Source organism: Zarconia sp. (genome assembly GCF_057467645.1).
The window spans coordinates 170514-196750 of sequence record NZ_JBRJXU010000108.1; the positions used below are offsets into that span (position 1 = coordinate 170514).

The 26237-nt window shown below is 50.6% G+C and carries 26 protein-coding genes and 2 tRNA genes; 17 read left to right on the forward strand and 11 right to left on the reverse strand.

Annotated features, from left to right (window positions below; genetic code table 11):
* Nucleotides 1-127 precede the first annotated feature (127 nt).
* Nucleotides 128-520, forward strand: a complete 393-nt coding sequence (locus AC2215_RS17135; protein ID WP_486811207.1) for a hypothetical protein — start codon at nt 128-130, stop codon at nt 518-520.
* 200 nt (nt 521-720) lie between these two features.
* Entirely contained in the window at nt 721-1026 is a 306-nt protein-coding gene (locus AC2215_RS17140) for a hypothetical protein (RefSeq protein WP_486811208.1), read from the forward strand.
* Here the strand turns inward: AC2215_RS17140 and AC2215_RS17145 are convergent.
* The 3 genes from AC2215_RS17145 to AC2215_RS17155 form a co-directional block, all read right to left on the reverse strand.
* Nucleotides 1000-1332: a hypothetical protein gene (locus AC2215_RS17145; protein WP_486811209.1), complete on the reverse strand. Its 333-nt coding sequence runs from the start codon at nt 1330-1332 to the stop codon at nt 1000-1002. The two genes, AC2215_RS17140 and AC2215_RS17145, sit on opposite strands and share 27 nt — an antisense overlap.
* A gap of 374 nt (nt 1333-1706) precedes the next feature.
* Nucleotides 1707-2894, reverse strand: coding sequence for a cysteine desulfurase family protein (locus tag AC2215_RS17150; protein WP_486811210.1), 1188 nt, complete (start codon nt 2892-2894; stop codon nt 1707-1709).
* 259 nt (nt 2895-3153) lie between these two features.
* Nucleotides 3154-3558 carry a DUF7682 family zinc-binding protein gene (locus AC2215_RS17155; protein WP_486811211.1) on the reverse strand — a complete coding sequence of 135 codons (405 nt, stop codon included), beginning with the start codon at nt 3556-3558 and terminating at the stop codon, nt 3154-3156.
* A gap of 956 nt (nt 3559-4514) precedes the next feature.
* Here AC2215_RS17155 and AC2215_RS17160 point away from each other — a divergent pair.
* From AC2215_RS17160 to AC2215_RS17170, 3 genes are all read left to right on the forward strand, one after another.
* Complete coding sequence (locus AC2215_RS17160) at nt 4515-5078, forward strand: FeoA family protein (protein ID WP_486811212.1); 564 nt, start codon at nt 4515-4517, stop codon at nt 5076-5078.
* 201 nt (nt 5079-5279) lie between these two features.
* The gene (gene feoB / locus AC2215_RS17165; RefSeq protein ID WP_486811213.1) at nt 5280-7625 is read left to right on the forward strand and encodes a Fe(2+) transporter permease subunit FeoB; all 2346 of its coding nucleotides are present in this window, start codon (nt 5280-5282) and stop codon (nt 7623-7625) included.
* A gap of 243 nt (nt 7626-7868) precedes the next feature.
* Entirely contained in the window at nt 7869-8129 is a 261-nt protein-coding gene (locus AC2215_RS17170; RefSeq protein ID WP_486811214.1) for a FeoC-like transcriptional regulator, read from the forward strand.
* A gap of 128 nt (nt 8130-8257) precedes the next feature.
* On the opposite strand, the gene mutS is transcribed toward AC2215_RS17170, so the two are convergent.
* From mutS to pipX, 7 genes are all read right to left on the reverse strand, one after another.
* Nucleotides 8258-11029, reverse strand: coding sequence for a DNA mismatch repair protein MutS (mutS, locus tag AC2215_RS17175; RefSeq protein ID WP_486811215.1), 2772 nt, complete (start codon nt 11027-11029; stop codon nt 8258-8260).
* A gap of 230 nt (nt 11030-11259) precedes the next feature.
* Nucleotides 11260-11754, reverse strand: a complete 495-nt coding sequence (locus AC2215_RS17180; protein ID WP_486811216.1) for a hypothetical protein — start codon at nt 11752-11754, stop codon at nt 11260-11262.
* 4 nt (nt 11755-11758) lie between these two features.
* Nucleotides 11759-11935, reverse strand: coding sequence for a hypothetical protein (locus tag AC2215_RS17185; protein WP_486811217.1), 177 nt, complete (start codon nt 11933-11935; stop codon nt 11759-11761).
* Between the two features lie 142 nt (nt 11936-12077).
* The gene (gene proC / locus AC2215_RS17190) at nt 12078-12905 is read right to left on the reverse strand and encodes a pyrroline-5-carboxylate reductase (protein WP_486811218.1); all 828 of its coding nucleotides are present in this window, start codon (nt 12903-12905) and stop codon (nt 12078-12080) included.
* A 3-nt stretch (nt 12906-12908) separates the two neighbouring features.
* Nucleotides 12909-13526 (reverse strand): cell division protein SepF, encoded by a 618-nt coding sequence (locus AC2215_RS17195; RefSeq protein WP_486811219.1) that lies wholly within the window; start codon nt 13524-13526, stop codon nt 12909-12911.
* Between the two features lie 280 nt (nt 13527-13806).
* Nucleotides 13807-14475, reverse strand: a complete 669-nt coding sequence (locus AC2215_RS17200; protein WP_486811220.1) for a YggS family pyridoxal phosphate-dependent enzyme — start codon at nt 14473-14475, stop codon at nt 13807-13809.
* Between the two features lie 121 nt (nt 14476-14596).
* Nucleotides 14597-14866, reverse strand: coding sequence for a transcriptional coactivator PipX (gene pipX / locus AC2215_RS17205; RefSeq protein WP_486811221.1), 270 nt, complete (start codon nt 14864-14866; stop codon nt 14597-14599).
* Between the two features lie 457 nt (nt 14867-15323).
* Between pipX and msrA the strand changes: the two genes are divergently transcribed.
* The 12 genes from msrA (at nt 15324) to AC2215_RS17265 (ending at nt 24518) form a co-directional block, all read left to right on the forward strand.
* Nucleotides 15324-15800: a peptide-methionine (S)-S-oxide reductase MsrA gene (gene msrA / locus AC2215_RS17210; RefSeq protein ID WP_486811222.1), complete on the forward strand. Its 477-nt coding sequence runs from the start codon at nt 15324-15326 to the stop codon at nt 15798-15800.
* Nucleotides 15801-15997: 197 nt separating this feature from the next.
* Nucleotides 15998-16474 carry an STAS domain-containing protein gene (locus tag AC2215_RS17215; RefSeq protein ID WP_486811223.1) on the forward strand — a complete coding sequence of 159 codons (477 nt, stop codon included), beginning with the start codon at nt 15998-16000 and terminating at the stop codon, nt 16472-16474.
* Between the two features lie 766 nt (nt 16475-17240).
* A complete protein-coding gene (locus AC2215_RS17220) occupies nt 17241-17441 on the forward strand; it encodes a hypothetical protein (RefSeq protein ID WP_486811224.1) in 201 nt (66 codons plus the stop codon).
* Nucleotides 17442-17904: 463 nt separating this feature from the next.
* Nucleotides 17905-17980: transfer RNA gene (locus tag AC2215_RS17225), tRNA-Ser, on the forward strand.
* 802 nt (nt 17981-18782) lie between these two features.
* Entirely contained in the window at nt 18783-19466 is a 684-nt protein-coding gene (locus AC2215_RS17230) for a hypothetical protein (RefSeq protein WP_486811225.1), read from the forward strand.
* Between the two features lie 88 nt (nt 19467-19554).
* Nucleotides 19555-19626: transfer RNA gene (locus AC2215_RS17235), tRNA-Gly, on the forward strand.
* A gap of 97 nt (nt 19627-19723) precedes the next feature.
* Entirely contained in the window at nt 19724-20119 is a 396-nt protein-coding gene (gene rplL, locus AC2215_RS17240; protein WP_486811226.1) for a 50S ribosomal protein L7/L12, read from the forward strand.
* A gap of 327 nt (nt 20120-20446) precedes the next feature.
* Nucleotides 20447-20692 (forward strand): hypothetical protein, encoded by a 246-nt coding sequence (locus tag AC2215_RS17245; RefSeq protein WP_486811227.1) that lies wholly within the window; start codon nt 20447-20449, stop codon nt 20690-20692.
* 178 nt (nt 20693-20870) lie between these two features.
* The gene (locus AC2215_RS17250; RefSeq protein WP_486811228.1) at nt 20871-22304 is read left to right on the forward strand and encodes a hypothetical protein; all 1434 of its coding nucleotides are present in this window, start codon (nt 20871-20873) and stop codon (nt 22302-22304) included.
* A 118-nt stretch (nt 22305-22422) separates the two neighbouring features.
* On the forward strand, nt 22423-22881 hold the full coding sequence (locus AC2215_RS17255; protein WP_486811229.1) for a DIP1984 family protein: 459 nt from the start codon (nt 22423-22425) through the stop codon (nt 22879-22881).
* A gap of 408 nt (nt 22882-23289) precedes the next feature.
* Nucleotides 23290-23961: a hypothetical protein gene (locus AC2215_RS17260; protein ID WP_486811230.1), complete on the forward strand. Its 672-nt coding sequence runs from the start codon at nt 23290-23292 to the stop codon at nt 23959-23961.
* Nucleotides 23962-24194: 233 nt separating this feature from the next.
* Nucleotides 24195-24518, forward strand: a complete 324-nt coding sequence (locus AC2215_RS17265; RefSeq protein WP_486811231.1) for a hypothetical protein — start codon at nt 24195-24197, stop codon at nt 24516-24518.
* Between the two features lie 161 nt (nt 24519-24679).
* Here the strand turns inward: AC2215_RS17265 and AC2215_RS17270 are convergent.
* Nucleotides 24680-26237 (reverse strand): CHAT domain-containing protein (locus AC2215_RS17270; RefSeq protein ID WP_486811232.1); only part of this gene is annotated, 1558 nt, incomplete at its 5' end.

The following is a 26237-nucleotide window of genomic DNA, read 5'->3' on the forward strand; positions in this document are numbered from 1 at the left end:
ATTTTTGTATCTCCTTTTTCGATTGCAGATCCAAAAAAAATGGGAATTTTATTAGGATTTTTTTTGCATAAAAATTATTCATAACAAACAGCATTTTCTGGAACTGTCGAACGACAAGGATAAAGACATGAAAATCAAAGATTCCTGGTGTTCGAGAAAAATTTTGAACCGGTCTGCCCTGGAAATTCAAACCTTGGCGATATCGGAGACAATCGGGTGGAAAAAGGGAGAATTCAACGTGTATTGTACCGCAGTTGCTATTTTGTTGGTTTCGATCGGAATACTTTCATCAAAGGTGGCGGAAGGAGAAGCAAGGATGGCGATCGCATTTCGAACGGGGAATCTCTCTGGGGCAAAAATATTCGATCGTCCTGTTTCGTTAAAATCTTTGCGGCAAGCGTGCAATCCCGATTTGATTGACTGTCCCCCTCGCACCAGCCTTGAGAACCCAAAACGCCAATTTTCATGCCGTTACAGAGTCACAGGCTGTATCGAACATCAGTGGCTGGGTCATGGATGATGGCAAAATCCATTCGCGAAAGCCGGACGCCCCAAATCTCAACCCGAGATCTTTACGTTAAAACCAACGAAAAAAGATTGACAATTGACATTTCTTGTGCATCGCGGTTTAATACAACCAAAGAAGGTGCTAGATCGTCCCCGCCAAGAGATTTCCTAGCACCTTCGAGTTTTGCCCATTTATCGGGATAACTTCAGATTATGCCATATAACCCAAAAGCTCGGGAATACAGCCAAATTTTGTATCCCTGGGCGATCGTTCATCAACTTCCCAACCTGCAAAATGCGATCGTCGGACGATTCCGCAGCCAATCCAATGCCGAAGGACACCTCCGCTGTCTGCGTCGCTTGTTTCCCTCCGGGCGATTCGTCATCTGTTTCGATGGGCCCGTCGATGCGATCGTCCCCGAATTTCCCGATGATTTCCCCGACGAGGTTCCCGATCTCGAGATAACCCCCAGGGGCGATCGCATCTCGATGTCACCGTTGGGGAAACGTGCCGCTTGAAGTTTGAGAGACGTTGAATGGTGATGGGGAGTCGGACTCGATCCGGCTTTCCTCCGTCTGAGGTGGTTTGTCCGTCAACCCCCAATATTTAAGCAACTTCACTACTCCAATGGAGAGAAACACCCCCAAAATCAATCCCCCCACCAAACACCAAATAAAAATTTTCTTGAGAACTGGTGTGGCAGCGGTTTTGCCCTCGGGAAGCATGGCAAACTCGTCGGAGATTTCCAATAAATCCGGCGGATCGGTGGGAAATCGGGAACTACTGCGATCGCTACCTGAAAACGGATCGGGAGGCTGATTCATCGCGAATAAAGGCGGTATAAAATGACAACATTAACAAATAATAGAGCCGGATAATTTCTAGAAATTATCCCATTGATGTATTACCTAAAAAGGAAAATACAAACGCTTAAACTTCCATTCGGGTAAAATTTCGATCTAAAATCAACCCTCATTTGTTATACCTCATTCAACCCAAAATTCACACCTTCCTGACATTTTAAACTGATTACCTATTAACGCGGTGTGTAACTTTAAGCGCTCGCCATATCGTGAGCCCGTCGAAAAATCCCCCTTTTCCCCTTCCCCCTTCCTTTCTTTCTTCCCTCCTCGCAGGAGGGACTGAGGGAGGTTCCCCCGTGTTGTCAGGTTTTGGCTCGTACAAGTTGCACATGGCGTTACTTATTACGGATGACCCGACTCTCCACCAACCGCTCGAGAACCCCATTCAAGACCATCGCCGTCCAATCGATATCCGCTTCAGTCGTATCTCGCCCCAAGGTCAATCGGATGCCCCCCAAGGCGTGGCGATCGCTGTATCCCATCGCCCGCAGAATCGGACTGGGGGCGAGTTTGCCGCTGTGACAGGCCGAACCGGCACTAATCCCAATTCCGGCTAAATTCAGTTGGCGGACGATGGTCTTACCGGTGATATCTTCGCTAACCCCCGTCAAACAGAAGCTGACGTGGTGGGGGAGGCGATGCCAGGGATGATCGGTGAGGGTTGGGCCGCAAACCCCCGTCGGACGCAAATAGGGATTATCGGCGAGTTTCTCGAACAGGCGATCGCGCAACCCCATCAAGCGAAGAGTTTCCACGGTCATTTCCGCCTTGGCCAACCGCGCGGCTGCCCCAAATCCAGCAATCGCCGGTACCGCTTGGGTTCCAGAGCGCAACCCCATCTCCTGCCCCCCACCACCGAGTAAGGGAACCAGCTTCACCCCCGATCGAATATAAAGCGCCCCGGCCCCCGACGGACCGTAGATTTTGTGACTCGATAGACTCAATAAATCCACTGGTAACTGCTGCACGTCTACCAGCAACCGTCCTGCCACTTGCACCGCATCGGTATGAAAGAGTACCCCCCGAGAACGGGCAATATCCCCGAGAACCTGAATCGGCTGGATCGTCCCCACTTCGCTCTGTCCGTAGATAACCGACACCAGCACCGTATTGCTTTGAATGGCATCTTGCAGCGCCTTCGGATTCACCCGTCCTTCCCCATCCACGGGCAACCGCGTTACCTGCCATCCCCGTTCTTCCAGCAGGCGTGCCGGTTCGCTAATCGCGGAATGCTCGACACTGGAAATCACCAAATGCCGAGGCGTGCGATATTGACGGGCAACCCCCATCAGCGCCAGATTGTTCGCCTCGGTGCCGCCGCTGGTAAAGATAATGTCAGTAGAGGGTGCGTTGATGAGTTCCCCCACCTGAATTCGCGCTTCCTCAACCAGGGTAGCCGCTTGCTGTCCCCATTCGTGCAAGCTCGAAGGATTCCCCCACTGCCGTCTCATCGCCTGCTCCATCGCTGCGATCGCTTCCGATCTCGGTGGCGTCGTGGCACTATAGTCTAAATAAATCTGCATGGTATAGCTGTATTGAGTGAGGTTAGGACAGTCCGATAAAACATGAGTGTATTTTCGATCTTTCTCCCACCGCGATTACCTACTCCCCAGCCCACGGTCACTTGTGTCCTAATACGACTGCATATAGCTATATCCTTGGGGTTCGAGCTGACCGAGCCACAAAATCGGCACGAGTCAATCACCTGAAAGCGAACTCAGTGCTTTCATTTCCTCGAGCGATCGGGCAATATCTAGCGATCGGCTTTGATGTTCGTGTCTTTTAGCTGCCGGGTTTTTTGACGTTGTAATCCTCGTGGGACAACACCGCTTGCGGTACGGTCATTTTACCATCGTGACGGCAGATCATCCGGTAGTTGCGAGTGATGGGAATGCTGATGACGTGTCGGTTATGTCGCAGTCGCTTGCCACCAAATTCTCGATAATCTTGATGTTCGTTTAAGGCATTGATAATCGTGCGAGACTTACGGACCACATGGGTGGGTAGTGACTTCAGATCGATGGGATCTCCCTCGAAGGTGGCTTCCCACGCTGCTTTTTCCTGCCGTTTGAGATCGCGATGTCGATCTTCTTGGGTTTGTACGAGCTGTTCCTGAGCGCATCGGTGACACACTCTTCCATAGCCTTTGTGGCCGCACGGAAATGTTTTTTTTCGTCTTTTAGGCATAAACCTACCGTGTGGGTTTAAATAGCATCGATCTAAACTCACACCTCGTCGATGGTACACCGGGGAACCTCGCGAACGACCCGTCGATCGCGCTTTGGAGCGCCCGCGAGCAGTTTCATCGAGTGTTGCCGCTGTATCCTAAAATACGTACGGTCTTACACAACCGGCACTGGTTTGACTTTGTTTCCCGCCATCAAGTGGGACAAAGCACGCGATTCGATCTCGGCAAATGACTTGAATTTCCAAGGTCTATAGTATTGCCGGTCAATCTCGCGTTACCGATGTTTCCAGTGATAAATTATGGCTCCCTCTTTTATGTTACTAGAGAGCCAGAACTCGATCGCGAGCTGTCAAAAAAAATTTTGAATTTCACCGGTTGGAGAGAGACACCACGTGGGGGTGAGAGTCCGCTCGAGCCGTTTCGGTTCAACTCTTACCATTTCGCGAGAGTGGCACCGGGAAACTTGGGGAATTTAGGACAGATCGGGAGAGATTTGGTCTAATTTTGCCATGAATCCCATACATGGCATTGAATTTATACTTAAGTATATTGGCTTAAATCAATATAGTTAAAGATTAACGAAATTGGAGACCATCGACATTGATGGCTACAGCAATATCCACGGTCATCGATGCAGATCGTCAGACATCGTAAAAGGGAGTCGGGAGACAATGGGGACGTTGAGGTTGAAAAATAACAGTGCAATCTGAGAATAATCTGTATTTATCCCGGGTTTATTATCTTTATTCTTGCAATATGTGGTATTTTCATCCCTTTTCATGACCGGTTTGCAGTGATGGGGAAGGGGATTGGGGGAAGGGCATATGACATCAGAGTGCAAGTCACACACCCCGAATCCGATCGAGGATCGTAAATCATAATTAAATGAAAAGACTTCTCGATAAATAGCAAAAGAAATATAAGATATATCTCGATCGACAAACCAACTAAAGGTATGGCTGATATGGACGTTCCCAGCCAACAGTCCTCGTTTCAGGTACTGAGCGAGGCTCAAGTCGGCGATCGCCTGTGGATTGCTGGCTACCAAAGCAAAGACGGCACAAATCGCCTCATCGGAATGGGACTCGCGCCAGGTATGGAAATTCAAGTTCTCCAGAACCTTGCGGGTAACTGGCTCGTGGGCATCGGGGAGAGTCGCATCGGGATCGATGGCGCGCTCGCCCGACAAATCCGGGTTTCCCAGCAACCCTTAGACAGTGCGAACGTGCAAGAGGTCAACATGAATCATCGTGCGGTTGCTTTAAGAGATTTACAAGTCAATCAACAAGGCAAAGTCTCCCGTTACCAAACCACTGACAATCGGACTCAAAAAGCTTATAAGAAAAAATTGCTAGCAATGGGTTTAACCCCCGGTACGGAATTTACCGTTACCCGCGTTGCTCCCCTCGGCGATCCGATCGAAATTCTCGTGCGCGGCTTCAAATTGAGCTTGCGCAAGGACGAGGCGGCCGCTCTCATCGTTGAGACCGTGGTTGAAACACAAACTAAAGAGAAATGAGACTCAATAACAGAATTGAGCAATGAGTTGACTGTTTTTGCAGGAAACGGACTCATCGGACTCAGTCAAAGACTCGATCGCCTCCGGTGTACGAGTCCATTGAAATTCCAGCATTAGATGCTTTAAACAAGCACTAGAAGCGGATCGCGGATGGCTGACGACTCAATCGGGATTCAATTCAACTTGGGTAAAGTAAAAAAGATGACAAAACCGATCGTTGCCTTAATTGGCAATCCCAATTGTGGAAAAACAACCCTCTTTAACGATCTAACCGGTGCGAATCAGCGCACGGGAAATTGGCCCGGCGTGACGGTCGATCGCAAAGAGGGACAATACAGCTACAACGGTATGGATATGACCGTTGTCGATTTACCTGGGGTTTACTCCCTCGATGCAGAAGATGAAAGCGTGGGACTCGACGAATCGATCGCTCGCGATTACCTGCTGGCGGGGGAAGCGGATTTAATCGTGAATATCGTCGATGCCTCGAATTTGGAACGCAACCTTTATCTGACCACTCAGATGATGGAAATGCGCGTTCCAATGGTCGTCGTACTCAACATGATGGATGTGGTGCGCGACAGAGAATTAGAGATCGACACCCAAATTCTCAGCCAACGATTGGGGTGTCGTGTCATCCCCATCAGTGCGTTTTTAGGAGAAGGCATCAACCTTCTGCACAGCAGCATTAACGAACTCATCCAAAACCCCGGTAATCTGCCGACGGTTGTCGCCTACCCAGCCGCGATCGAAGATACCCTGAGTAAACTCGAACCCCTGATTCGAGCCAAACGACGCAATCGAAAGATTTCGAGCCGATGGTTTGCCCTCAAACTGCTCGAATACGAAGACAGCGTTGCCCCCGAACTCCAAGGCAAAGAACTCGATCGAATCGTGGTGGAAAATCGTCGCAAAATCCACCAACTTCTACAGGAAGATATCGACATTCTCGTTGCCGATAGTCGCTATGGCTTTATCCGCAGCGTCATCCAAAGTGCTCTCCAACAAACGCGAGATCTCGGTCAAACCCAATCCGATAAAATCGATCGATTTGTCCTCAATCGTTGGATCGGCATTCCCCTCTTTTTAGGGGTAATGTATCTAATGTTTTTCATCGCCATTAACGTTGGCGGTGCGTTTATCGATTTCTTCGATATTTCCGTGGGGACGATTTTCGTCGATGCCCCTCAAGCGGGGTTGGAATCCCTCAATACCCCCGGCTGGCTCATCGGGTTGGTGACAGCTGTGGGTGGAGGGATCCAAACCGTTGCCACTTTTATTCCTCAAATTGGTCTGCTGTTTGTCATTCTCTCGATTCTCGAAGATTCCGGTTATATGGCTCGCGCAGCGTTTGTGATGGATAAATTGATGCGCCTGGTGGGATTGCCCGGAAAATCCTTCGTACCGATGCTGGTGGGATTTGGCTGCAACGTCCCCGCGATTATGGCAACGCGAACCTTAGAAAATCGGCGCGATCGCTTGATGACGATTATGATGAACCCGTTTATGTCCTGCGGGGCGCGATTGCCCGTTTATGCTTTGTTTGCGGCGGCGTTCTTTCCCCGAAACGGGCAAAATTTAGTCTTCGGTTTGTATCTCATCGGCATTGCGGCTGCCATTTTCACTGGGCTGGTGATGAAAAATACCATCATGCAAGGGGAAGCTTCTCCCTTTGTGATGGAATTACCGCCCTATCACATTCCCAAACTCAAAGGGGTGCTGATCCGGGCGGGGGATCGACTCCAAGGATTTATCCTCAAAGCCGGTCAGATTATCGTGTTGATGGTGGCGGTATTGAGTTTGTTAAACGCCGTGGGAACCGATGGATCTTTTGGCAAACACGATAGCAAAGATTCGATTTTATCCGCTGCGAGTCAGACGGTGACCCCCTTGTTTGCCCCCATGGGGGTTCGCCAAGATAACTGGCCGGCGACGGTGGGCATTTTTACTGGGGTCTTTGCTAAAGAAGCCATGGTGGGTTCCCTCGATTCTCTGTACGGTCAGTTGGCGGTGGAAGCCTCGCCAGAAGCCGTTGAAGAAGCCGATTTTAATTTTTGGGGCGGTATTGGCGAAGCATTTGCCACGATTCCCGCGAATTTAGCAGATTTGGGGAATCAACTGCTCGATCCGATGGGTTTAAATATCGGCGACGTACAAAACCCAGAAGCGGTTGCCGAAGAACAAGAAATCGCTGTCGGTACCTTCGGACAGATGGCACGGCGATTTGACGGGACGACGGGCGCATTTGCTTACTTATTATTCGTGCTGATGTACTTCCCCTGCGTGGCAGCAACCGGGGCCGTTTACCGGGAAACCAATTTAGGTTGGACGCTGTTGGTTGCCCTGTGGACGACGGGTTTGGGTTATTGGGTGGCCGTAATGTTCTATCAAATCGCCACGTTCGTCGAGCATCCGGGTTCTTCTTCGGCGTGGATTATCGGTGGGATTGTGGCGATGGGGGGCACCATTTTCTTGCTCAAACTTTCTCGCAATCCTCGGGGAATTGTTATCGATCGCGATCGAGGTAAACCCTGGGCAAAAGGTTAACCTTAACGTCAGTTCGGGATAAGACAGTTACCGGCGAGGGTGGGGTGTAGGGTGTGGGGTGTGGGGAATCGAAAAGCATCATCGTCGATTCTGGTGAATCCGAATTTGAGTATCTTATCGTTCACCTTCATCTCAAGAAGCTCGAATCGCTCTTTTCCATCCACCTCTAATCGTGGAATTTCAGTCCCACTGGGCATTACCGCTACTCTGCTTCACCCGCGCTTCACGTTCGAATAACTCATCATGATTCTCGCAGAATTACAAGACTTCGTGTGTGGTTACCAGCGCGTTTCTTTAGCGCAATTGAGGCTGCACTTTTCGATCGAGCCAGATGCACTCCGGCACATGCTCTCGATGTTAATCCGCAAAGGAAGAGTGCGCCCCATTCCGATTCCCCATCGCTGCAATGGTTGTACGTGCTGTAATTTGGAGACGATCGAATTTTATGAATGGATCGATGCCTCCTCAACCCAAAACCCCTCTGTCCGAACCCGCTGTACTTAATCGAGTAGTGCAGCGTGGCAGAAATAACTGACCAGCTTTCAATCGGTGAAAGCTATGTGCAGTAAGCATTTTAAATTTTGCATTTTTAATGACCCGTAGCGGCAGTAGTTGGGAAATAAAGAACAGAATTAATTTTGAGATTCATCTCTTTTCTTTTCTCTCCTTTCCTTGCCCCTTTCTTCCTCGTTCTTCAGAGGTTCGTCAGTCTTAAAAATATCTAATTGTTCGATCGGAGATGGTCTGTTCACTTGATATTTTTTCCCTTTCTTCTCCTTTAACAAACTCGATTTAGGCGAACTTTTGCGCAAACCCAAGGCAATTTTACTGTGCTTTTCAATTTGCCCCATCACCTGTCGCGCCCGTTTAATCACCGATGGGGGTAATCCCGCCAATCGTCCCGCTTCAATCCCGTAAGATCGGTCTGCGCCTCCCGGTTGAACTTGATGTAAAAAGATAATTTCATCGGGTAATTCTTTCACCGTCACCTGATAGTTCGCAACGTTCTCTAAAATCGATTCAATTTCGTTGAGTTCGTGATAGTGAGTGGCAAAAATCGTTCTGGCTATCAGTTCTGTTGCCAAATATTCCGCCACCGCCCAGGCAATTGATAACCCATCAAAGGTTGCCGTTCCCCGCCCAATTTCATCGAGCAAGACCAAAGATTTCGGCGTCGCGTGGTTGAGAATATTCGCCGTTTCGTTCATCTCCACCATGAACGTGGATTGTCCCGTGGCAATATCGTCTACCGCCCCGACGCGGGTAAAAATGCGATCGCAAATGCCCAACGTCGCCGTAGTTGCCGGGACGAAACTTCCCATTTGCGCCATCAGTTGAATCAATCCCACTTGCCGCAGATAGCAGCTTTTACCGCTGGCATTGGGTCCGGTGAGGATAATTAAATCCGGCGACACCTGGGGACTGCCCAACCCCGTGGAATTGGGAACGAAAAACCCCGGCGGTAGAGACTTTTCCACCACCGGATGCCGTCCGTCTTCGATCGCAATTTCCCGCGTTTCCACCATCTTCGGGCGAGCGTATCCCTGTTCGATGGTCACTTCCGCCAACCCGCACAATACATCCAACGCCGCCACCGCTTTCGCCACGTGACGAATCGCCGAGGCCAGTTCTCCCACCTCTTCTCGCAGTTGGACGAAAATCTCGTATTCCAAGCGATTCAAATCATCTTTCGCCGTTAAAATCCGTGCTTCCCGTTCCTTCAAATCCGGGGTAATGTAGCGTTCCTCGTTGGTGAGGGTTTGTTTGCGAATGTAGTCGTCCGGGGCCAGATCGCTCTTCGATCGGGTAATACCGATGTAATACCCAAAGGTTTTATTAAACCCGACTTTCAGGTTAGAAATCCCCGTCCGTTGCCGTTCGGAGACTTCCAAATTCGCCAGCCACTGGCGATCGGCTTCAATTTGCTGCCGCATCCCGTCGAGTTGGCTGTTGATGCCCGGTCGAATCAGATTCCCTTCTTTCAAATACAGGGGAGGGGATTCCACCAAATGGCCGTGGATGCGTTCGGCGAGGGCTTCGAGTTCCGGGGAGACCGTTTGCAGCGCCCGCAGGTAGGGGGAACGACCGGAGGCGCAGAGGGAAGCTAGTTCCGGCAGCTTGGAGAGGGAATCGGCCAGGGCATCCAAGTCGCGGGCATTAGCCGTCCCGGAACCCGCCCGCCCCGTCAGGCGTTCTAGATCGTAAATTTGGCGCAACAGCTGCTGCACGTCTTGGCGCAGGGTGATGTTGGATGTGAGTTCCTCGATGGTATCGTGGCGGGCGCAAATCCCTTTGAGATCCAGGAGGGGTTGGAGCATCCAGCGACGTAGGGCGCGGGAACCCATGGCGGTTTTGGTTTTATCCAACGCCCACAGCAGGGAACCGTAGCGGGTTCCATCGCGAACGGTTTGGGTGATTTCGAGGTTGGTGCGACTTTGATGGTCGAGGATCAGGTAGTCGGCGATGGCATAGGTGCGCAGGAGTTGCAGGGGAATCGATCGAGTAATTTTCGGTTCCCGCTTGTCTTGGACATCCTGCTCGAAGGTTTCTTCGAGATATTGCAGCAATCCCCCGGCCGCCCGCACTGCTAAGGGAAAGCGATCGCATCCCAACCCTTCGAGCGATCGCAGTTTGAACCGATGCAGAAGTCGCCCTCGGGCTTCGTCGAGTTCGAAGGGTTGTTCGGCGCGCAGGGAGTAGCAAAACTGAGGCGGCAACTGGGGCGGTAACTCCTCAGAAGATTCCCCCGGCCGGAGGATATTCGCCGGATTGGGGGCATTCACGGGCACCAACACTTCTGAAGGCTGCAACCGCATCAACTCTTGGGTGAGTTGGGCTAAATCGTCTCCTTGGGTGGTGAAGAAATCCCCGGTGGAAATATCGGCGTGGGCCAATCCCCAATGCTTGTTCGCCAGTACTACCGCCCCGAGGAAATTATTCTGAGTCGCCCGCAGCATCCCCTCTTCGATTAGGGTTCCGGGGGTGATAACGCGGGTAATTTCTCGATCGACCATCCGCCGTTGGGATTTCGCATCCTCAGAATCTTCCACCTGATCGCACACGGCAATGGCGTATCCTTTTTCTACCAACATCGCCGCATAACGATCGAGGGCGTGGTGGGGCACTCCCGTCATTGCCACCCGTCCCACTTGCTTGCCCCCATCTTTGCTGGTGAGTACCAGTTCGAGTTCCCGCGCGATGGTGACCGCATCTTGGAAAAAGCACTCAAAAAAGTCCCCCACTCGATACAGCAACAGCGCGTGGGGGTATTTATCCTTCGTTTGGGCGTAATGCCGCATCATCTCCGACAGCTTGTCGCGATCGAGCGGTCGGTAGTCGGTATGGGGATTGTTCCGTTGAGCGGGTTGGGATTGGGGGGAGTTGGAGGGAGTGGAATCGCTCATCAAGAGTCTGGGTTAGGGTCTGGATTAACGATCGAGTTCGATCGACGTCGTTCGTCAATTCTACTGCGCCCATCACCCGATCGCCCCTTGTGAAGGATGGAGCTAGTGTTTTAGATTCCGGTGGATGCGTTCTGGGGGAGTAGCGAACCGATCGTGGAAAATGGACGATTGACAATGGGTCAGTTGCAACGCTCTTCCCCCACACCCGGTCACCTACACCCCAAACCCCATCAATTTTTATCCCGATTGCCCTGGAGTACCTCCATCACTTCTGCAGCGGTGATGCCCAAAATGCGGGCAAGGGGTTCGATGTATTTGCGATCGATATCTTTGCCTTCAGCTAAGTCTCGCAGTTGTTGGGTGGAAACTTTATAGGTATCGCAAAATTTAACAAATTCTTGGGGCGAGACGCGCAAATCCTTTTGCCGATCGATGAGCATGGCGGCGATCGCCCTGGGACCGAATTTCGGTCGTTCGGCTTTGGCGATGTACCGATTCACTAAGTCATCTAACTTGTTGCGATCGCCCCCTAATTTGCGAATCAGATCCGAACAGGCAATTCGCAAGGCTTTACGCAACGTCTCTTGCTCGTTGAGAGACTCTACTATTTCTCGGGCGTAAAACGGTTGACAGTAACCGACGAGCTGACCGTCGTGCAAAACTGGGACGTAGGGTCGATCGGGGTTAAATTCCCAAGAATCAGGTTCTCGAATATCTCTAATCATGACACTATAGCGCTTCGCACGCAGGTAGAGGAGAAAGGGAAAAGCGGACGAACGAATCGGGGAAGTCTCGGTTGGCTGTCATTTTCGATCGCTTCCATTCACAGATACGGGCGCATACCGTTCGATCCCCTTTGACGGGTTCGGTGGGATCGGCGTGAGATCGGCAAAGAAAGGATTGCATCGCTCTCAACTCTGACGCATAGAGGAATCTAGCGAAGTCCTTCGATCGACGCCAATCCATTCATCGAGTCGATTTCAGGCGTTTGTTAAAGAACCCATCCTCGCCGATCCCATGGCGTTCCGTACCCGTGGCTAGACCTTTTCTAGGCTCCCAACTCCTTCGCCCGAGCGCAGGACGCACGCACTGCTTCAATGGATGCCGATCGCAAGCCCGATCGTTCCAAGCAGGCGATCCCAGCAATTGTAGTGCCACCGGGACTGGTCACGCGATCTTTGAGTTCGGCGGGGTGAATTCCCGACTCCTCCAATAATTGTGCCGTACCGCGAACGGTTTGAATCGCCAATTTCGTCGCGATCGCCCGAGGTAATCCCACTGAGACCCCGCCGTCGATGAGCGCTTCGATGAAGACGGCGACGTAACCGGGTCCGGAACCCGATAACCCAGTCACCGCATCCATCTGCGATTCGGACACCTCAACGACCTCTCCCACCGCCTCGAGAATGAGTCGGGCGCGATCGAGATTTTCGGGTTCGACGAACTGACCCGATGCCATGGCAGTAATCCCCGCACCGACGGTGGCTGGGGTATTGGGCATCGCCCGCACGATCGCCCATTCGGGAAAAACCCCCTCTAATTTGCTCAGGGGAACGCCAGCCATAATCGAAATGGCCAGGGGCTTGGGTTGGGGCTGTTGCTCCCGAGCTGCTGTGGCATGACCCAAATCGGGGGCGATCGCATCAAACACTTGGGGCTTGACGGCTAACAACAGCACCTCGGCGGCACAGATCGTTTCCGTCGGATCCGAGACAGAGCGCACCCCGTACTCTCGTTCCAGGTATCGAGCGCGATCGGGTTGCGGTTCCACCACCCAGACCCGATCGGGTTGGTAAACGGCTCGATCGAGCAAGCGGGAGAGGAGCGCTTCCCCCATCACCCCGCCGCCAATAATGCCCAATTTACAATCGGTCATCTCCTACTGAGCCACTCGTTTGACCTCAGCCGACCAGCCTCCGGTCACCGAGGGAGCGGGAGGACGGTTGGCATGGGGAGCCGTCACGTCGCGCACCACACCGCCTTGGGTGCTCACTTGGACGCAACTGGGGGTAAACAGGAAAATACTTTCGCCAATGCGCTCTTGATGGCCGTCGAGGGCATAGGTTCCCCCAGCGATGAAATCAACTGCTCTCTGAGCTTGGTCGGGTTCCATGATCGTCAAATTCAGAACCACGGATTTGCGTTCCCGCAACGCTTGAATCGCTTGGGGCATTTCTTCAAAAGAGCGAGGTTCGAGAACCACCACTTCAGAAATTCCGCTGGTCGCACCGGGTAATCCAATCACGTTATTAGAAGAATTCATTGTCGTTCCCATACTTGAGGTTTTCGTACCGAGTCCCGTGGCTGCAATTCCAAGGGCGGAGGGTTCCCCCAGTCGGCTGCGATCGCTGCGGGGGGCTTCAAGGTTCGCAGGAGCGGAATTTTGCGGGTAGAGATTTTGGTAGTTATCTCCATCCATTTCATCGTACTCGTACTCGTAATCGACGGGTTCGTTGAGACCCACAAAATCTTTTAGCTTCGTAAATATGTTGCTCATGATTAACTCCTTAATCGTCTGATGCCAATCTCCTGCGCGTTCGCGAGAAATACAACCCATGGATGAAGCCGTATTTTTCGCCTCGACGATTTCGCCCCTGGTTGACAGTTTGGTCTAAGGAGTGGCGCTCAGTCCGGCTCTATTGGCAAAATCTTAGCATTCTCCCGGACAAATGCGTATCGAGGGGGAATGGGGAATGGGGAATGGGGAATGGGGAATGGATTAATTGAATAATCCTCCTCTCCCTTGTCTCCCTTGTCCCCATGTCCCCTTGTCCCCATCACTCCCGTTCCCCAAACAAAACCCGTCCCAATCGAACGGCGGTTGCACCCTCGGCGACGGCAAGGGGATAGTCTCCAGACATGCCCATGGAGAGTTGCGTCATCGAGATGCGAGACAGGTTCAGCCCCCGAATCTGCTCTGCCAGTTGGCGGGTTTCTCGAAACACGGCTTGGATTTCCGCTTCGTCTAACCCCAAGGGGGCAATTGTCATTAAACCTTGAATGTTGAGATGCTCGCATCGATCGAGTGCCGGTAGGTCCGCGAGTAACTCCGAGACCGTCCAGCCGGATTTATTGGGATCGGGTCGCAGTTTGACTTGCAGGCACAAAATGGGGGAGGGCGCTCCTTTTTCAATGAGCTTGTCAAGGGCGAGTGCGAGTTTCATGCGATCGACAGAGTGTATCCAATCAAACCGCTCTAAGGCGATTTTTGCTTTATTACTTTGAAGATGACCGATGAAGTGCCACGTGATATCTGTTAAGTCTTGAAGCCGATCTTGTTTGGCTGTGGCTTCTTGAATGCGATTTTCGCCAAAATCCCGAATTCCGGCCTCGTAGGCTTCGCGGATGCGCTCGACGGGGACGGTTTTGCTAACGGCGATCGAACGCACCGATGGGGGTACGCTTTGAGTAATTCGAGCAATTCGTTGGGCGATCGCGCTGTCCATGGGATGAAGATTGGCAATAATCGACTTTGTTATTGTCTCAGACCCGGGCGATCGGACTGAAGTCCAATGGATTGGCTTGAATACATCCTGCACGCATCATTTCAGTCTTGTTCCTCCTTGCCTAAAACGTTTGCTGATGAATCGCCTGCAATTTTTCAAATTCCTCGTTTTGACCGATCCGGCGCAGATTCCGCAAGCGATTTTCAACCATCAACCGAGCATCGGCACGGCTAATGGGTTCAAAGGCTAAGCCCTTCGGGGTACTCGCAACAACGAAGAATAAACGTTGGGCGTACAGGGTTGTAAATAGTTCTCGATCGTGTCCTACGAGACAAACCCGAAATAGCAGACCGAAGGTAGGATGATTCAGGTAAGTTTCGGTGTTAGTCATTCGGCTCTCGCTTCACCATACAATACGGAAAAATGTCACGTTGCGTTTGCAGCGTCTATCTGCTAACTTCTTGCACCACTTTGGATCCCATTCCGGAATTGATGTCTTGGGTAGAGCCATCGAGTTCGCGAAATTCCTCGATCGTTGTTTTTGATGTTGCCATGGCACGGGTACCGATCTCTAGGATGAGAAACCCTAGAGTTATGCGGTAGTTCGATAAGAGTGGTGCAAGATCCGATTTGAACCCGCTACATCCCCGATAACAAAGGGGGTTTGATATTTTGGGATATACAACAGTATATGATTTCGAGGGTTCCTTTGAACGGCGGACGATGAATTGCCGATCTCGCCGATTCCATCAGCTCGAACTATCTCATTGAGATCGCCCAAAGGGCTTTAAAAACCTGCTATATCTTGAGATCGGTACTCACGAGGCAACGGAAGATCGAACGAGGATATGGATAAAGCAACGTTTGGTGCGGGCTGTTTTTGGGGCGTAGAAGCCGCATTTGCTCGAGTTAAAGGGGTAAGTGCCACCTCTGTCGGCTATATGGGCGGGCATTTTGCCAATCCCTGCTATTTAGATGTGTGCGCCCGGATTACCGGTCATGCGGAAGTCGTGCAGGTGGAGTACGATCGCACCCAAGTGAGTTACGAAGAATTGCTCGACCTGTTTTGGCAAATTCACGATCCCACCTCCCTCAATCGCCAAGGGCCCGATCGGGGCGAACAGTATCGATCGGTTATTTTTTACCACACCCCGGAGCAAGGCCAAGCCGCCAAACGCTCTAAGCAACAACTCCAAAATTCGGGACGCTACGACAAGGCGATCGTCACGGAAATTAAACCCGCTTCGGACTACTGGCTGGCGGCCCAGGAGCACCAGCAGTATTTTGAAAAGCGCCAACAGCGCCAAAGACAGCAATCGGGCTAGATCTAACTTAAACTTATCCCCCAATTGAATCGAGCGCTCCACCGGCGATCGCGATCGATATCACCGATCCAACCCAGTATCGATCGCCGGTTGCCGGCAAGAATTCTCACCGACCCCCCTGATGGGTGTTACACCGCATCGGCGTTGGATAGGAGATAGTAGAAATGGTTGAAGCTTTCAAGTTCTCAAGGAGAATCATGGCAATTGTTCTACGACCTCATCGCCAGCTTGATGAAAAGGGAGCGATCAAATTGCGTAAAAAGCTCGAAAAAGTGGCAACCTCCTCGGAATTTGAAAGCCACAACTCTTGGATCGTCGATCTGAGTGAGATTCAGAAACTCGATCGCTTCGGTTTGGTTGTTTTAATCGAAGCGCGCCGGTTCGCGACGCAAACGGGACATCGCTTTTACCTGCGTAATTTGAATAACTCAATTCAAGGGCTTTTGCAAGCGGCCCTACTCTCTCCAGAGTTTGAAATTTGGGAGAAAAGCAAACATCCTCACGATTGCACCCAAAGCTTTCTCGATGAGGATAGTCAATTCACCACAGGCACAAGCCAGGAAGCCGGGACCTCTGAGGTTGTGCGCGCGGGCGATCTAGATTTATCTTTAACTCCCAATCCCCTACGCAAAACCGTAGAAACACTGCGCTCTCGATTGAACGAAGTTGCTTGATTGCCAGGTTACACTTCAATCGGGAGATTCGATCGCTTCAGAGATTTACATCATCCCAACGGATAAAGCCCTCCAATCTTCGCGACTGGGGGGTTTTTCTTAGGAATGCGTTGGAGATCTGAATCTTACAGCGGTTTTCAAAAACATTGACCCCTGGCAGAAATTTGTAGGGTGGGGAGTTTTCCTCACCGGGGTTGTACTCTGAAGTTGCCATTGAACTGCCCACTAACCCCGATTGGGTTCAACCTTAATCAAAACCGCGATAAAATTGACCGCGCCAAAAAATTTTTAGACGACCCTTGACAGCAATGTAGTATTTATGTAGTATTAAATTATGGCAAGGAACACAGCGGTCGAACAACCGTTATCCACCTTGTTCTATCCGAACCTTGAAAACTGAATATCAAACTGGGATTTAAACACGAAACGAATCAAACACTATTGTCCTGGAGAGAAGCAGCCATGCTGTTAGCATATACGCGGCTGTTTGGATGGAATCAGCCCAAATATAAGGCTCTAAATCCGCAGCCAAAAATCGATCGATGTTCGAGAAAATCTTCAACTTTGAGAGAACGTCAAACATCGAAAAATACAGCTCAAAATATCCAACAATTCCAGCAAGTTTATTATTTAGAACGACGTTTATTTTTGTAGGTGCAATCGAGATTGCCCTAAGCAGATTTTTCGATCGCACCGACTTAAATCGTTCGATAGACTCGCTACAAATTCGTTAATACTATCGATACGCCCATGAGGAGGTGCTAACATGGTTCATATTCGTTTTGAAGGACGTTCTTACGACGTTAGCGAACAGCAACTCGATCTCAATGGCAAGACAGACGATCGAGCGATTAAACAGCGCGTCGCCCAACATTTTGAAGTGGGAGTCGATCGCTTGCAATCTTATGTTGTCGATCGTCGTCCGAGCGGAGATATTATTATTCGCCCTGAAGCCGTCTACGGCTAAAAATCTAGCTTTTATCCTCAGAGTTTGACATTGTTTTGACAGCACTGAGGTTCCAAATTCAAGATTCGATCGCGCCCTAACTTATAAAGCCTACATACTGCTATTGGTAGCATCGATGAAAGTCGATTGTGGGTTCAAATCCCACCCTCTCCGCTTGATAAACTACACCGGAAACGGCTATGGGGAGAGGTTGCATATTCCGGCTTTTTTAACTCGTGCGATCGTCTTATTCTTTTGAGTGTAAGTCTTCTTGGAAGTTAACGATTTCGTTCTGCACCCTAACGGTTAAAGCTTACATACATTTGGTCTGATAAACCAAAGGTTATAGGTTCAATTCCTATCATCGGCATTTGTTGCCGATGTAGCTCAAATGGTAGAGCATTTTGTAATATATAGCTTTCTCAACTCGTGCGGAGCAATTGTAAGAAGTACGAGACCATTTCGCGCCCCAACTCACGAAGCTTACATACTAGCTCATTTGGTTAGAGCAGTTGCCTTGAACGCAATTGGTAGCGGGTTCAATTCCCGCGTATGAACCAACAGCTTTGCGAACTCGCGCGAGGTGGTTTTCGCTTCTGGCAAAATCATCAAAAGAGAGATTCAAGAAGATACAAGTATTGAAGCTTCCCCGCCACGTTTCTCCTGTCCTTGCCTAGGGAGAGGGAAGCGATACCCCCTTCTTGTGACATTGGGAAGGGGGTTAGGGGTGGGGTTTAAAGTTTGTTAGGTATCGGCTTTTAGTTATCAGCTTTCAGCGAGAAATAAAAATCATGAAAATTAATCGAGAGTCAATCTCTAATTCCTAAACTAAAATTTCGTTCCGCGCCCCAACTTCTAAAGCTTACACACAATTTTCAACCGATTGGTCGTAGGTACTCTTCGAGAAGGCTTCGCCTACGATTCCTACCATCCGCGCTATTTTTGTAGTATTTCAATACATGATGCGGATGTAGCTCAGTGGTAGAGCAGTCGGAGTGTCCTAAAGCTTTTTTAACTTGCGCGGAACCCTCATGTTCTCAATCTACTGTTCTAAATCTATACATCGCACCCTCACGGAGAAAGCGTACATACCGAATAACGGTCCTAAGGTAGTTGAGATCGGGTGACCGATCGATACGAGCGAATTCTGAGTCTCTTTAATATCTCTAATATAAGACATTTATTGAGATGAAAATTGTGCGCTCGCTGCTGGTACAAAATCAGTCAGGGTGACCGTAGAGTTGTCTTTCGCTTTTTTGACTTGTGCGATGTTATTTTCTCTTTGAATTATAGCTCAAATTGAGTCTAATGAGCGAACATCGTTTAGACAAAGCGATTATCGAAAGACCCCGAAGAGGTTACTTGAAAACACCTCAAGGGGCGAAAAAGTACCAACACACCTTTGATAATGAGTTCAGTGGTTACGAACCCAAGTGTCGTTTTAAAACGAAGTATTTTTCCGATAACCTGAATCCACTTCAGCGATTTCTACTGTCTAGAGTCGGAAAACCTTGGAACGAGGTTTATAGCGAACTGTGTCGGCGTTTCGATAAGCGTACTCTGACGGGACATCATCTCTTTTTTCATGTGGAAACGCTTGTTGCCCAACACGTCGAGATTGTAGATGGCATTCCCTATTCTATACCGCGCTCGAAGTACGGCAGACAGTATCCGTTGGGGTACGTTGGCGATAACTTATACGTTCATCCAGAAACGGGAATTCTATCTGTTGCTAAAAAGCAGAAAACCCCGATCGAACAAAGAGACGATATCTTAGAACTCGATCGCGATCGTCAATATCGAAAAATTGATGAGATTTGGTATTTGGTTACGTTTGCAGAATATCCGTATCCGAGATACTCATCTAATCGCAAAGTCTTTGACGTTCTGCTGGGAAAGAAGTTGGACTATTGGACGCTGTCTCGTCAATATAATCGAACAACCTATGCCGTTCACAAGCGGCATTGTACCAAAAAAGAAATCAAACAGATTGTGAAAATACTCAAGAGCAAAAGATCGGAGATATTCGATGAAAATAATCCTTAATTTAACGGAAGCTGAAATATTAATCGTAACGGTTCTCTGATTCTAACTTTCACAAGAGACCACTTCGCGCCCTAACCCAATAAGCTTACATACTGGCGTAATTGGAAAACGCGCTCGACTCCCAATCGAGATACTACAGGTTCAAATCCTGTGTATGACACGAACAGCTTGTTTAACTCGCGCGAAGTTTTACTTTTTTATGGCAAGTTCAACGTTTTATTGAATCAAAAATAACGATCGCACCGGGGAGGTGAGAAATGTCTAATCAAAATCAAGTCATTCTAGAACAGCTTCAATCTTTAACGAGTCGTGAAGTGTCCGAACTCGTCGGAGAACTCGAAACGGCGTTTGATGTTGATGTATCTTCGACAGCGATGCGATCGCCATGGATATTTCAGAATGACTTAACCGAAAACCCCGTAGAAGATATTAAAGAAAGAGCATCTTTTGATGTCATCCTCGAAGGGTTTCCCCCAGAATGTAAAATCGCAGTTCTCAAAGTAGTCAGATCGCTTACAGATTTGCGCTTGAGAGAAACCAAAAATCTCATCGAGTCAGCACCCGCAATCGTCCGTTCGGACCTTTCATTCGATGGAGCAGCCGAGATAAAAGAACAACTCGAAGCTGCGGGTGCGCTCGTTTCTCTTCGCTAAATTAGGCAGTTGTTGCTGCGCCCCAACCGAAAAAGCTTACATACTCTCGCAAAAACACGGTGCGTATCGAGTACTACGCTGCAAGCCTGGACCTATAGCAGGCATTATAGCTTTTTCAACTTGCGCGGCGAATCTTTCCAAGTTTTGTGAGTCGTCAATGCAGAATGATTCCTCAAAATGAGAAGCTAATGTGTTTTCGACAGACAGAAATTTATTTGGAATAAGCGACATCTGCCTCCCGATCGAACAGTTGTACGGTGGAAAGTGAATTTATGCCACTTATCCTCTGTGCAACTCCGGTAAACCTATCGAGAACGGGAGGGTAATATGTCCGCCACATTGCCAAAGATTTACACGCTAAATTTCACGTCCAATTTTAAGTTCGATCGAGAACGAATTCAGCACGCTTTATCTAAGTTGCAACTCGTTGTGGTTGCAGTAGCATTCGCCATCAACTTGGGTGGAATGCTCGATCGAACCGCGTCTAGCAGCTTACAGACAAAATTCGAACCGCCTACCAACGGTGCCCCCGAAGATCGGGATGATGCCGTCAGCCAGTGGGCAAATGGTTAAAGACAGTTCGATCGCATCTTTAGCTGAATGCTTATATTGCAGATGTCGCCGCGCCCCAACTCAAAGTACCCAAATCACAAAGCTTTGAACTTGCACGGCGATCGAGTGCCAACCCGTGCGGCATCTGCCTCCCATTTTTCTAAACAGAAAACTCGCTACAGATTTTGGAGGTACGACGATGAATACCGCAGAACGCGATTTACGCTTAGAAATTTTCAACAGCTTGCTGACGACTCCCCACCGCAACTTAGGGGAAGTCGCCGAACTGCACCAACTCGCCATCGATCTCGATCCCCTGTTTTACGGACACTTGGCAGTGTGGTACCACGGCAACGGCGACGTGCGCGATCACAAAGAAGTCTTCGTCGGCAACTTGCTTTCTAGCAACCTCGTCGAACACCGCGATGCCGGATTCATGATGCTGCAAAAGCTTCCGCCCTACCAGGTGGCGCGGATTGTCGACTTCATGAAGCAGCACCGGAACAAGCTGCCCCGTTCCGCCCGTACTGCCGTTCGCCGCTACCTGCAAGCGCGGGAGAAAAACCCGAACTTTTTCGATCGGGCGGTATTGCGCAGCCGCAAGGCAATGAAGCACCTGTACGCCAGCTTGCACATCAAGCCCAGCCCTCGTGCCAACGCCATCCTGTTCTCCAACAAGCCCCCAGCCGATAGTCTCGCCTTCGCCCTCAAGCGACTGGCAAACGCGGCGACTCCCCTGGAACAGGCACAGATTATCGTCGAATCCCGCATTCCCTACCCCATCGCCGTCGGTGCGCTCAAACAGCTCACCCCCACGGTATTGGTGGCACTGATTCACGCCATGTCTCCCCAGGAGGTTATCAACAACCTCAACGCCCTAAAAGCGCGGGGCGCCATTGAACATGCCGAAGTCAAGGCACTCATCGACGAAAAACTCGAAGCCGCCCGAACTAGCAATCGCGTATCGGCATACAAAGCCCGTGTCGCAGCTGATGCCGGAGACTTGGATGCGCAAACCGTTGCCAAACTCGAAAGCGTCACCGACACCCAGGTGAAACAGCGGGGCAAAATCACCAAACCCACCGCACTGCTGGTGGATAAGTCCGGTTCGATGCACCAGGCGATCGAAATCGGCAAGCGCCTCGCCGCGATGATTTCCGGCATTACCGAAGCGGATTTGTTCGTCTACGCTTTCGACACCATGCCCTACCCCGTAAAAGCCGAGGGTTCTCAGTTGAGCGATTGGGAACGGGCTTTCAAGCTGATTCGCGCTGGAGGTGGAACCAGTTGCGGTTGCGGGATTGAAGCCATGCGACTCAACAAGCAACTTGTCGAGCAAATCGTAATGGTAACCGATGAAGGGGAAAACAGTGCCCCCTACACCGCCGATGCCTACACCGCCTACTGCCGCGATTTGGGTGTAATGCCCAACTTCACCATCGTGCGGGTGGGACACTGCTCGAACTGGGTGGAAAGTCGACTGAAGGAAAAACGGGTTCCAGTGGAAACCTTCACCTTCACCGGAGACTACTACTCCCTGCCCAACTTAATTCCCCTCCTGGCGCGCGCGTCGCGGTTGGAGTTGCTGCTCGAAATCATGCAAGCACCCCTGCCGGTAAGGGATGACAAGTAGATGACGCGGGGCGGGGGAGGTTGGGGAGACAAGGGGACAAGGGGACAAGGAGAATTTTGCTTCTTGCATTCCCCATTCCCCATTCCCCATTCCCCATTCCCCGTTCCCCATTAATCAAATGAAACTTGCAGAAGCGTTAATACTCAGAGCCGATTGTCAGAAGCGCGTAAATCAGTTGCAGCAGCGATTGATGCGAAATGCTCAGGTACAGGAAGGCGAAACCCCTGATGAAGATCCGCAGACGCTATTAGCAGAAGTGGATGGAGCGATCGCCGAACTGACGAGTTTGATTCAACGCATCAACCGTACCAATTCTCGTACGGAACTCGAAGCGGGGATGATGCTCTCGGATGCCTTGGCGCAACGGGATACCCTGTTGTTACAGCACCGGGTTTACAGCACCTTCGTCACGCAAGCCGCCACGCGCCAACAGCGGTACGGACGGTCGGAAATTAAGATTTTCAGTACCGCGAACGTAGCAGAACTGCAAGGGCAAATCGATCGCCTGTCGCAGCAGTGCCGGATCTTGGATACGAGCATCCAACAAGCAAACTGGAACACGGAATTACTCGATTAAGGATCGATCGAGCCAGTCGGTAGCCAAATCGATCGAAGCGGATACAACCCGCCAACTGGGTTAAGTTGGACTTACGGTTACTGACCGTATCCTAGGTCGGCATGAGGACGATGCCGGACGAGTTCGAGTCTCGTTCACAAGTTACGTCCGCTAATGTTACAGCCGTACTGCTTACTGTCAAAGTGACTACCACGTATCGATCGCTCGATTTTGGTGAGGGTGGGTTCGGGGACTCTCGGCTCGATCGCAACTAAAGATGTTTTTAGAGGTCGTCAACGGTTGTTTTGACGGTGAGAAGTTGGGGTGGGCAGGTAATAGATTCTCGGGGTATAAATCTATCTCCACATCAACCATTTCCCACCCGACAACTTAACCCGTCACGAATGACCGTTCGCCACCAGGAAAGCCATGACTCTCAAACCATTCAAACAAAAAACTCAGCACAAACAAGCCCAAGAAAAACAAACCAATCGCGAGTTTGGCTATTTTGACTATACGTTTAAAAAGCAAACCGGCGGCCCCGGTCAGTACGCTCGCGTCATCGGTCGTATCGAACCCTGTGGGGAATCCTTTGAATTCGAGAACGAGCTTAAAGGTGGAGAGATTCCCAAGGAATTTATCCCCGCTTGCGAGAAAGGTTTCCGCGATGCCGTGGCTTCAGGGTATCTCGCCGGTTATCCGATTATCGGCGTGAAAGTTGTTCTCGAAGGAGGAAACTACCATCCGGTAGACTCAACAGAACGTGCCTTTCGAGAAGCGGCTCGCCAAGGATTCTACCAAGGATTCGCGATCGCCGATCCGGTGATTCTCGAACCGATCGCCCTTGCGGTGGTAGAAGCACCGAACGAGTATTTCGGCTCGATTCAAGGAGATTTAGTTTCCCGTCGCGGCATTTTGGTGGAAACCGAGATCGCTCCAGAGGGGGTTACGATTCGGGCGGAAGTGCCGCTCTCGGCGATGTTTGGCTACGTGACGGCGTTGCGATCGCTCTCCTGCGGCAGAGGAACGTTTTCCATGGAATTTTGCGGCTACCGACAGGTTCCCCGGACCGTCGAGCAACAACTGATGCGATCGTCTTAATCTCCTGCTGAAGGGAGAAATGCAAAGAACTGATACAATTTTGCCCTTCGAGCGTCAAAGGATTTGACAGAATCAACATTTTTTGCAATGCTGATTTATCCAATCTATCTATATTGACGCTCGAAGAGTGAAGTTAGCAACGCAAACGATCGTTCTAGATTTACCCTCCATCCATTCGAGGAAGTGAGACTTTCCCGAATTTACAGGTATATAACGATCTCAAGACAATCAAGATGGGGAAAAAATCTAGAAACCGCAAAGCCAACCTTCTTTACCAACGGTTGCATGAAGCATTACAACAAGGAAGCCAGGTTTGGATCGAAGCCAGCGACCTGAGTTATACGGGAATTCCGATTAACCTAACTCCCGAGTTTGTCGAAATTTTAGTCCTCAATTCCGATCGAGAAGAGGAGGAGATCGATCCCTCTTACGGACGGACGATTTGGCTGGTGCGGCTGGCGGCCATTTTTGCCATCTCGTACCCGACGGAATATTGGTCAAAAGAGCGATTGGAACGATTGCTCAATGGCGAAATTGTCTCCGAATCACCCGAGTAGTTTTGGGCAGGGGACAAGGGGACAAGGGGACAAGGGGACAAGGGGAGAATTATTCAATTAAATTAAATGTTTCCTGTTCCCCCCAATTCTCCCGTTTCTCTCTCTGGGCATCCCCGCGTCCCCGCGTCCCCGCGTCATTTCCCTATCCCCTCTCCCTTCTCCTACCAGGGATTGCCGATCGAGGTGAAGGCAGCCCAAAAATAGGGATGGGCGTAATTCCCTTGTTTTCGGCTGGCAAAGGGCAACGGTACGGATCGCTGGGTTCCTCGATCTTGCAACTGACCGGACTCTAAATAAATATCCCCTTGCAGTATGGCAATTTGAGCTTGTCGCAGTGCTTCGGCGTGGTGGGGTGCGTCGATCAGACGAGCGTAAAATCCTTGCATGAGGGCCAAGGTTGCCTCATCGCTGACGTACCACAAACTGGCAATGGCACTGGGGATACCCGATTGCACTGCCACGCCGGCAAATCCCAGTTCGCTCCCCACATCTCCCACCGCCGTACTACAAGCACTCAAAACTAGTAAATCGGGAGCGGATCGACCCCTCTCTAAAATGGAGAGGCGATCGAGGTACAGGGGTTCGTTCCAGAACTGGATATAGGAGTTCGCCGCATTTCCGCCTTTAAATTGAGCGTGGGTGGCCAGGTGCAAAATCTCAAAGGACTGGTTTTGCTGCTGGTGCTGCAAATTCTCCAGGGTAAAGGCATCGTTGAGCAGGGCTTTTCCCGACCACAGGCCGGGCATTTGATTCGAGATTCGATCGGAGATCTGACCGGTTTCTATCTCGGAGACGATCGCCGCGAGTTCCACGGGAACCGCCGGTAGGGGTGGCAATTGCTCGAACTGGGAAGCCCCCATGGCCAGGACTCGTCCGTTTTTGAGAGGGGTGGCTTGCGTTGCCGTCAGCGTCAAGCTGGGGACGAGGGTCAAACTATATTTTTCGACCAAAAAGCGATCGCCATCGTGGAGTGCCGCGAGGGGCAGCAAGCGCAGTCCGTCGTCGAGGGCAAAAATCAGAGTTTCGACACCGGAGGCGGCGAGTTCGGCTTCGAGGGGTTCGAGCAGCCACCGGTAGAGTGTTTGGGCGGAATCGAGGTAGCTGGTGGTTTGCAAGCGGGTGCGATCGGTAATGTGTCGCCGGAAATCGGTACTGATACGCCCTAAGGTTTCCCGATCGGCCTCGAGTACCTGTTTGCGGATGGGTTTGCCCTCGGGGGAGACAAAAATCAAATCTAATCGATCGGGGCGACTGAAGGCGTAAATGACCGCAGCTTGGGAATTTCCCGCATCGAGCATCTGACGCAGGCGAGTTTGCAAGCTTTCAAAGGACAGGATTTCTCCATCGAGGGTACGGTTGAAGTGAGCTTCGGTTTCTTCGCTGAGATAGCGATCGTACAGTTCGACGGCGCGATCGATTTGACCTTCATCGAGGGCGCGTCCGATATCATCCCGAAAACTGCGATCGAGTACGGGAGTGTGACTGTCGGGTTCGGGTAAGTTTTGGTGTAAATCTAACGTCTCGAAAGTCCAGGGGGCGTTCTGTGGAACCCTTTCCATCGGGAACCCAGACCCGATGGGTTCGGGTTCGGTAATTTCTGAATTGGGTTCGGAGACGAATTCCGGTTGGCTGACTTCTAGGATGGGTTCTGGGATGGGTTCGGGTTCGGTAATTTCTGAATTGGGTTCGGGGATGGGTTCCGGTTGGCTGACTTCTAGG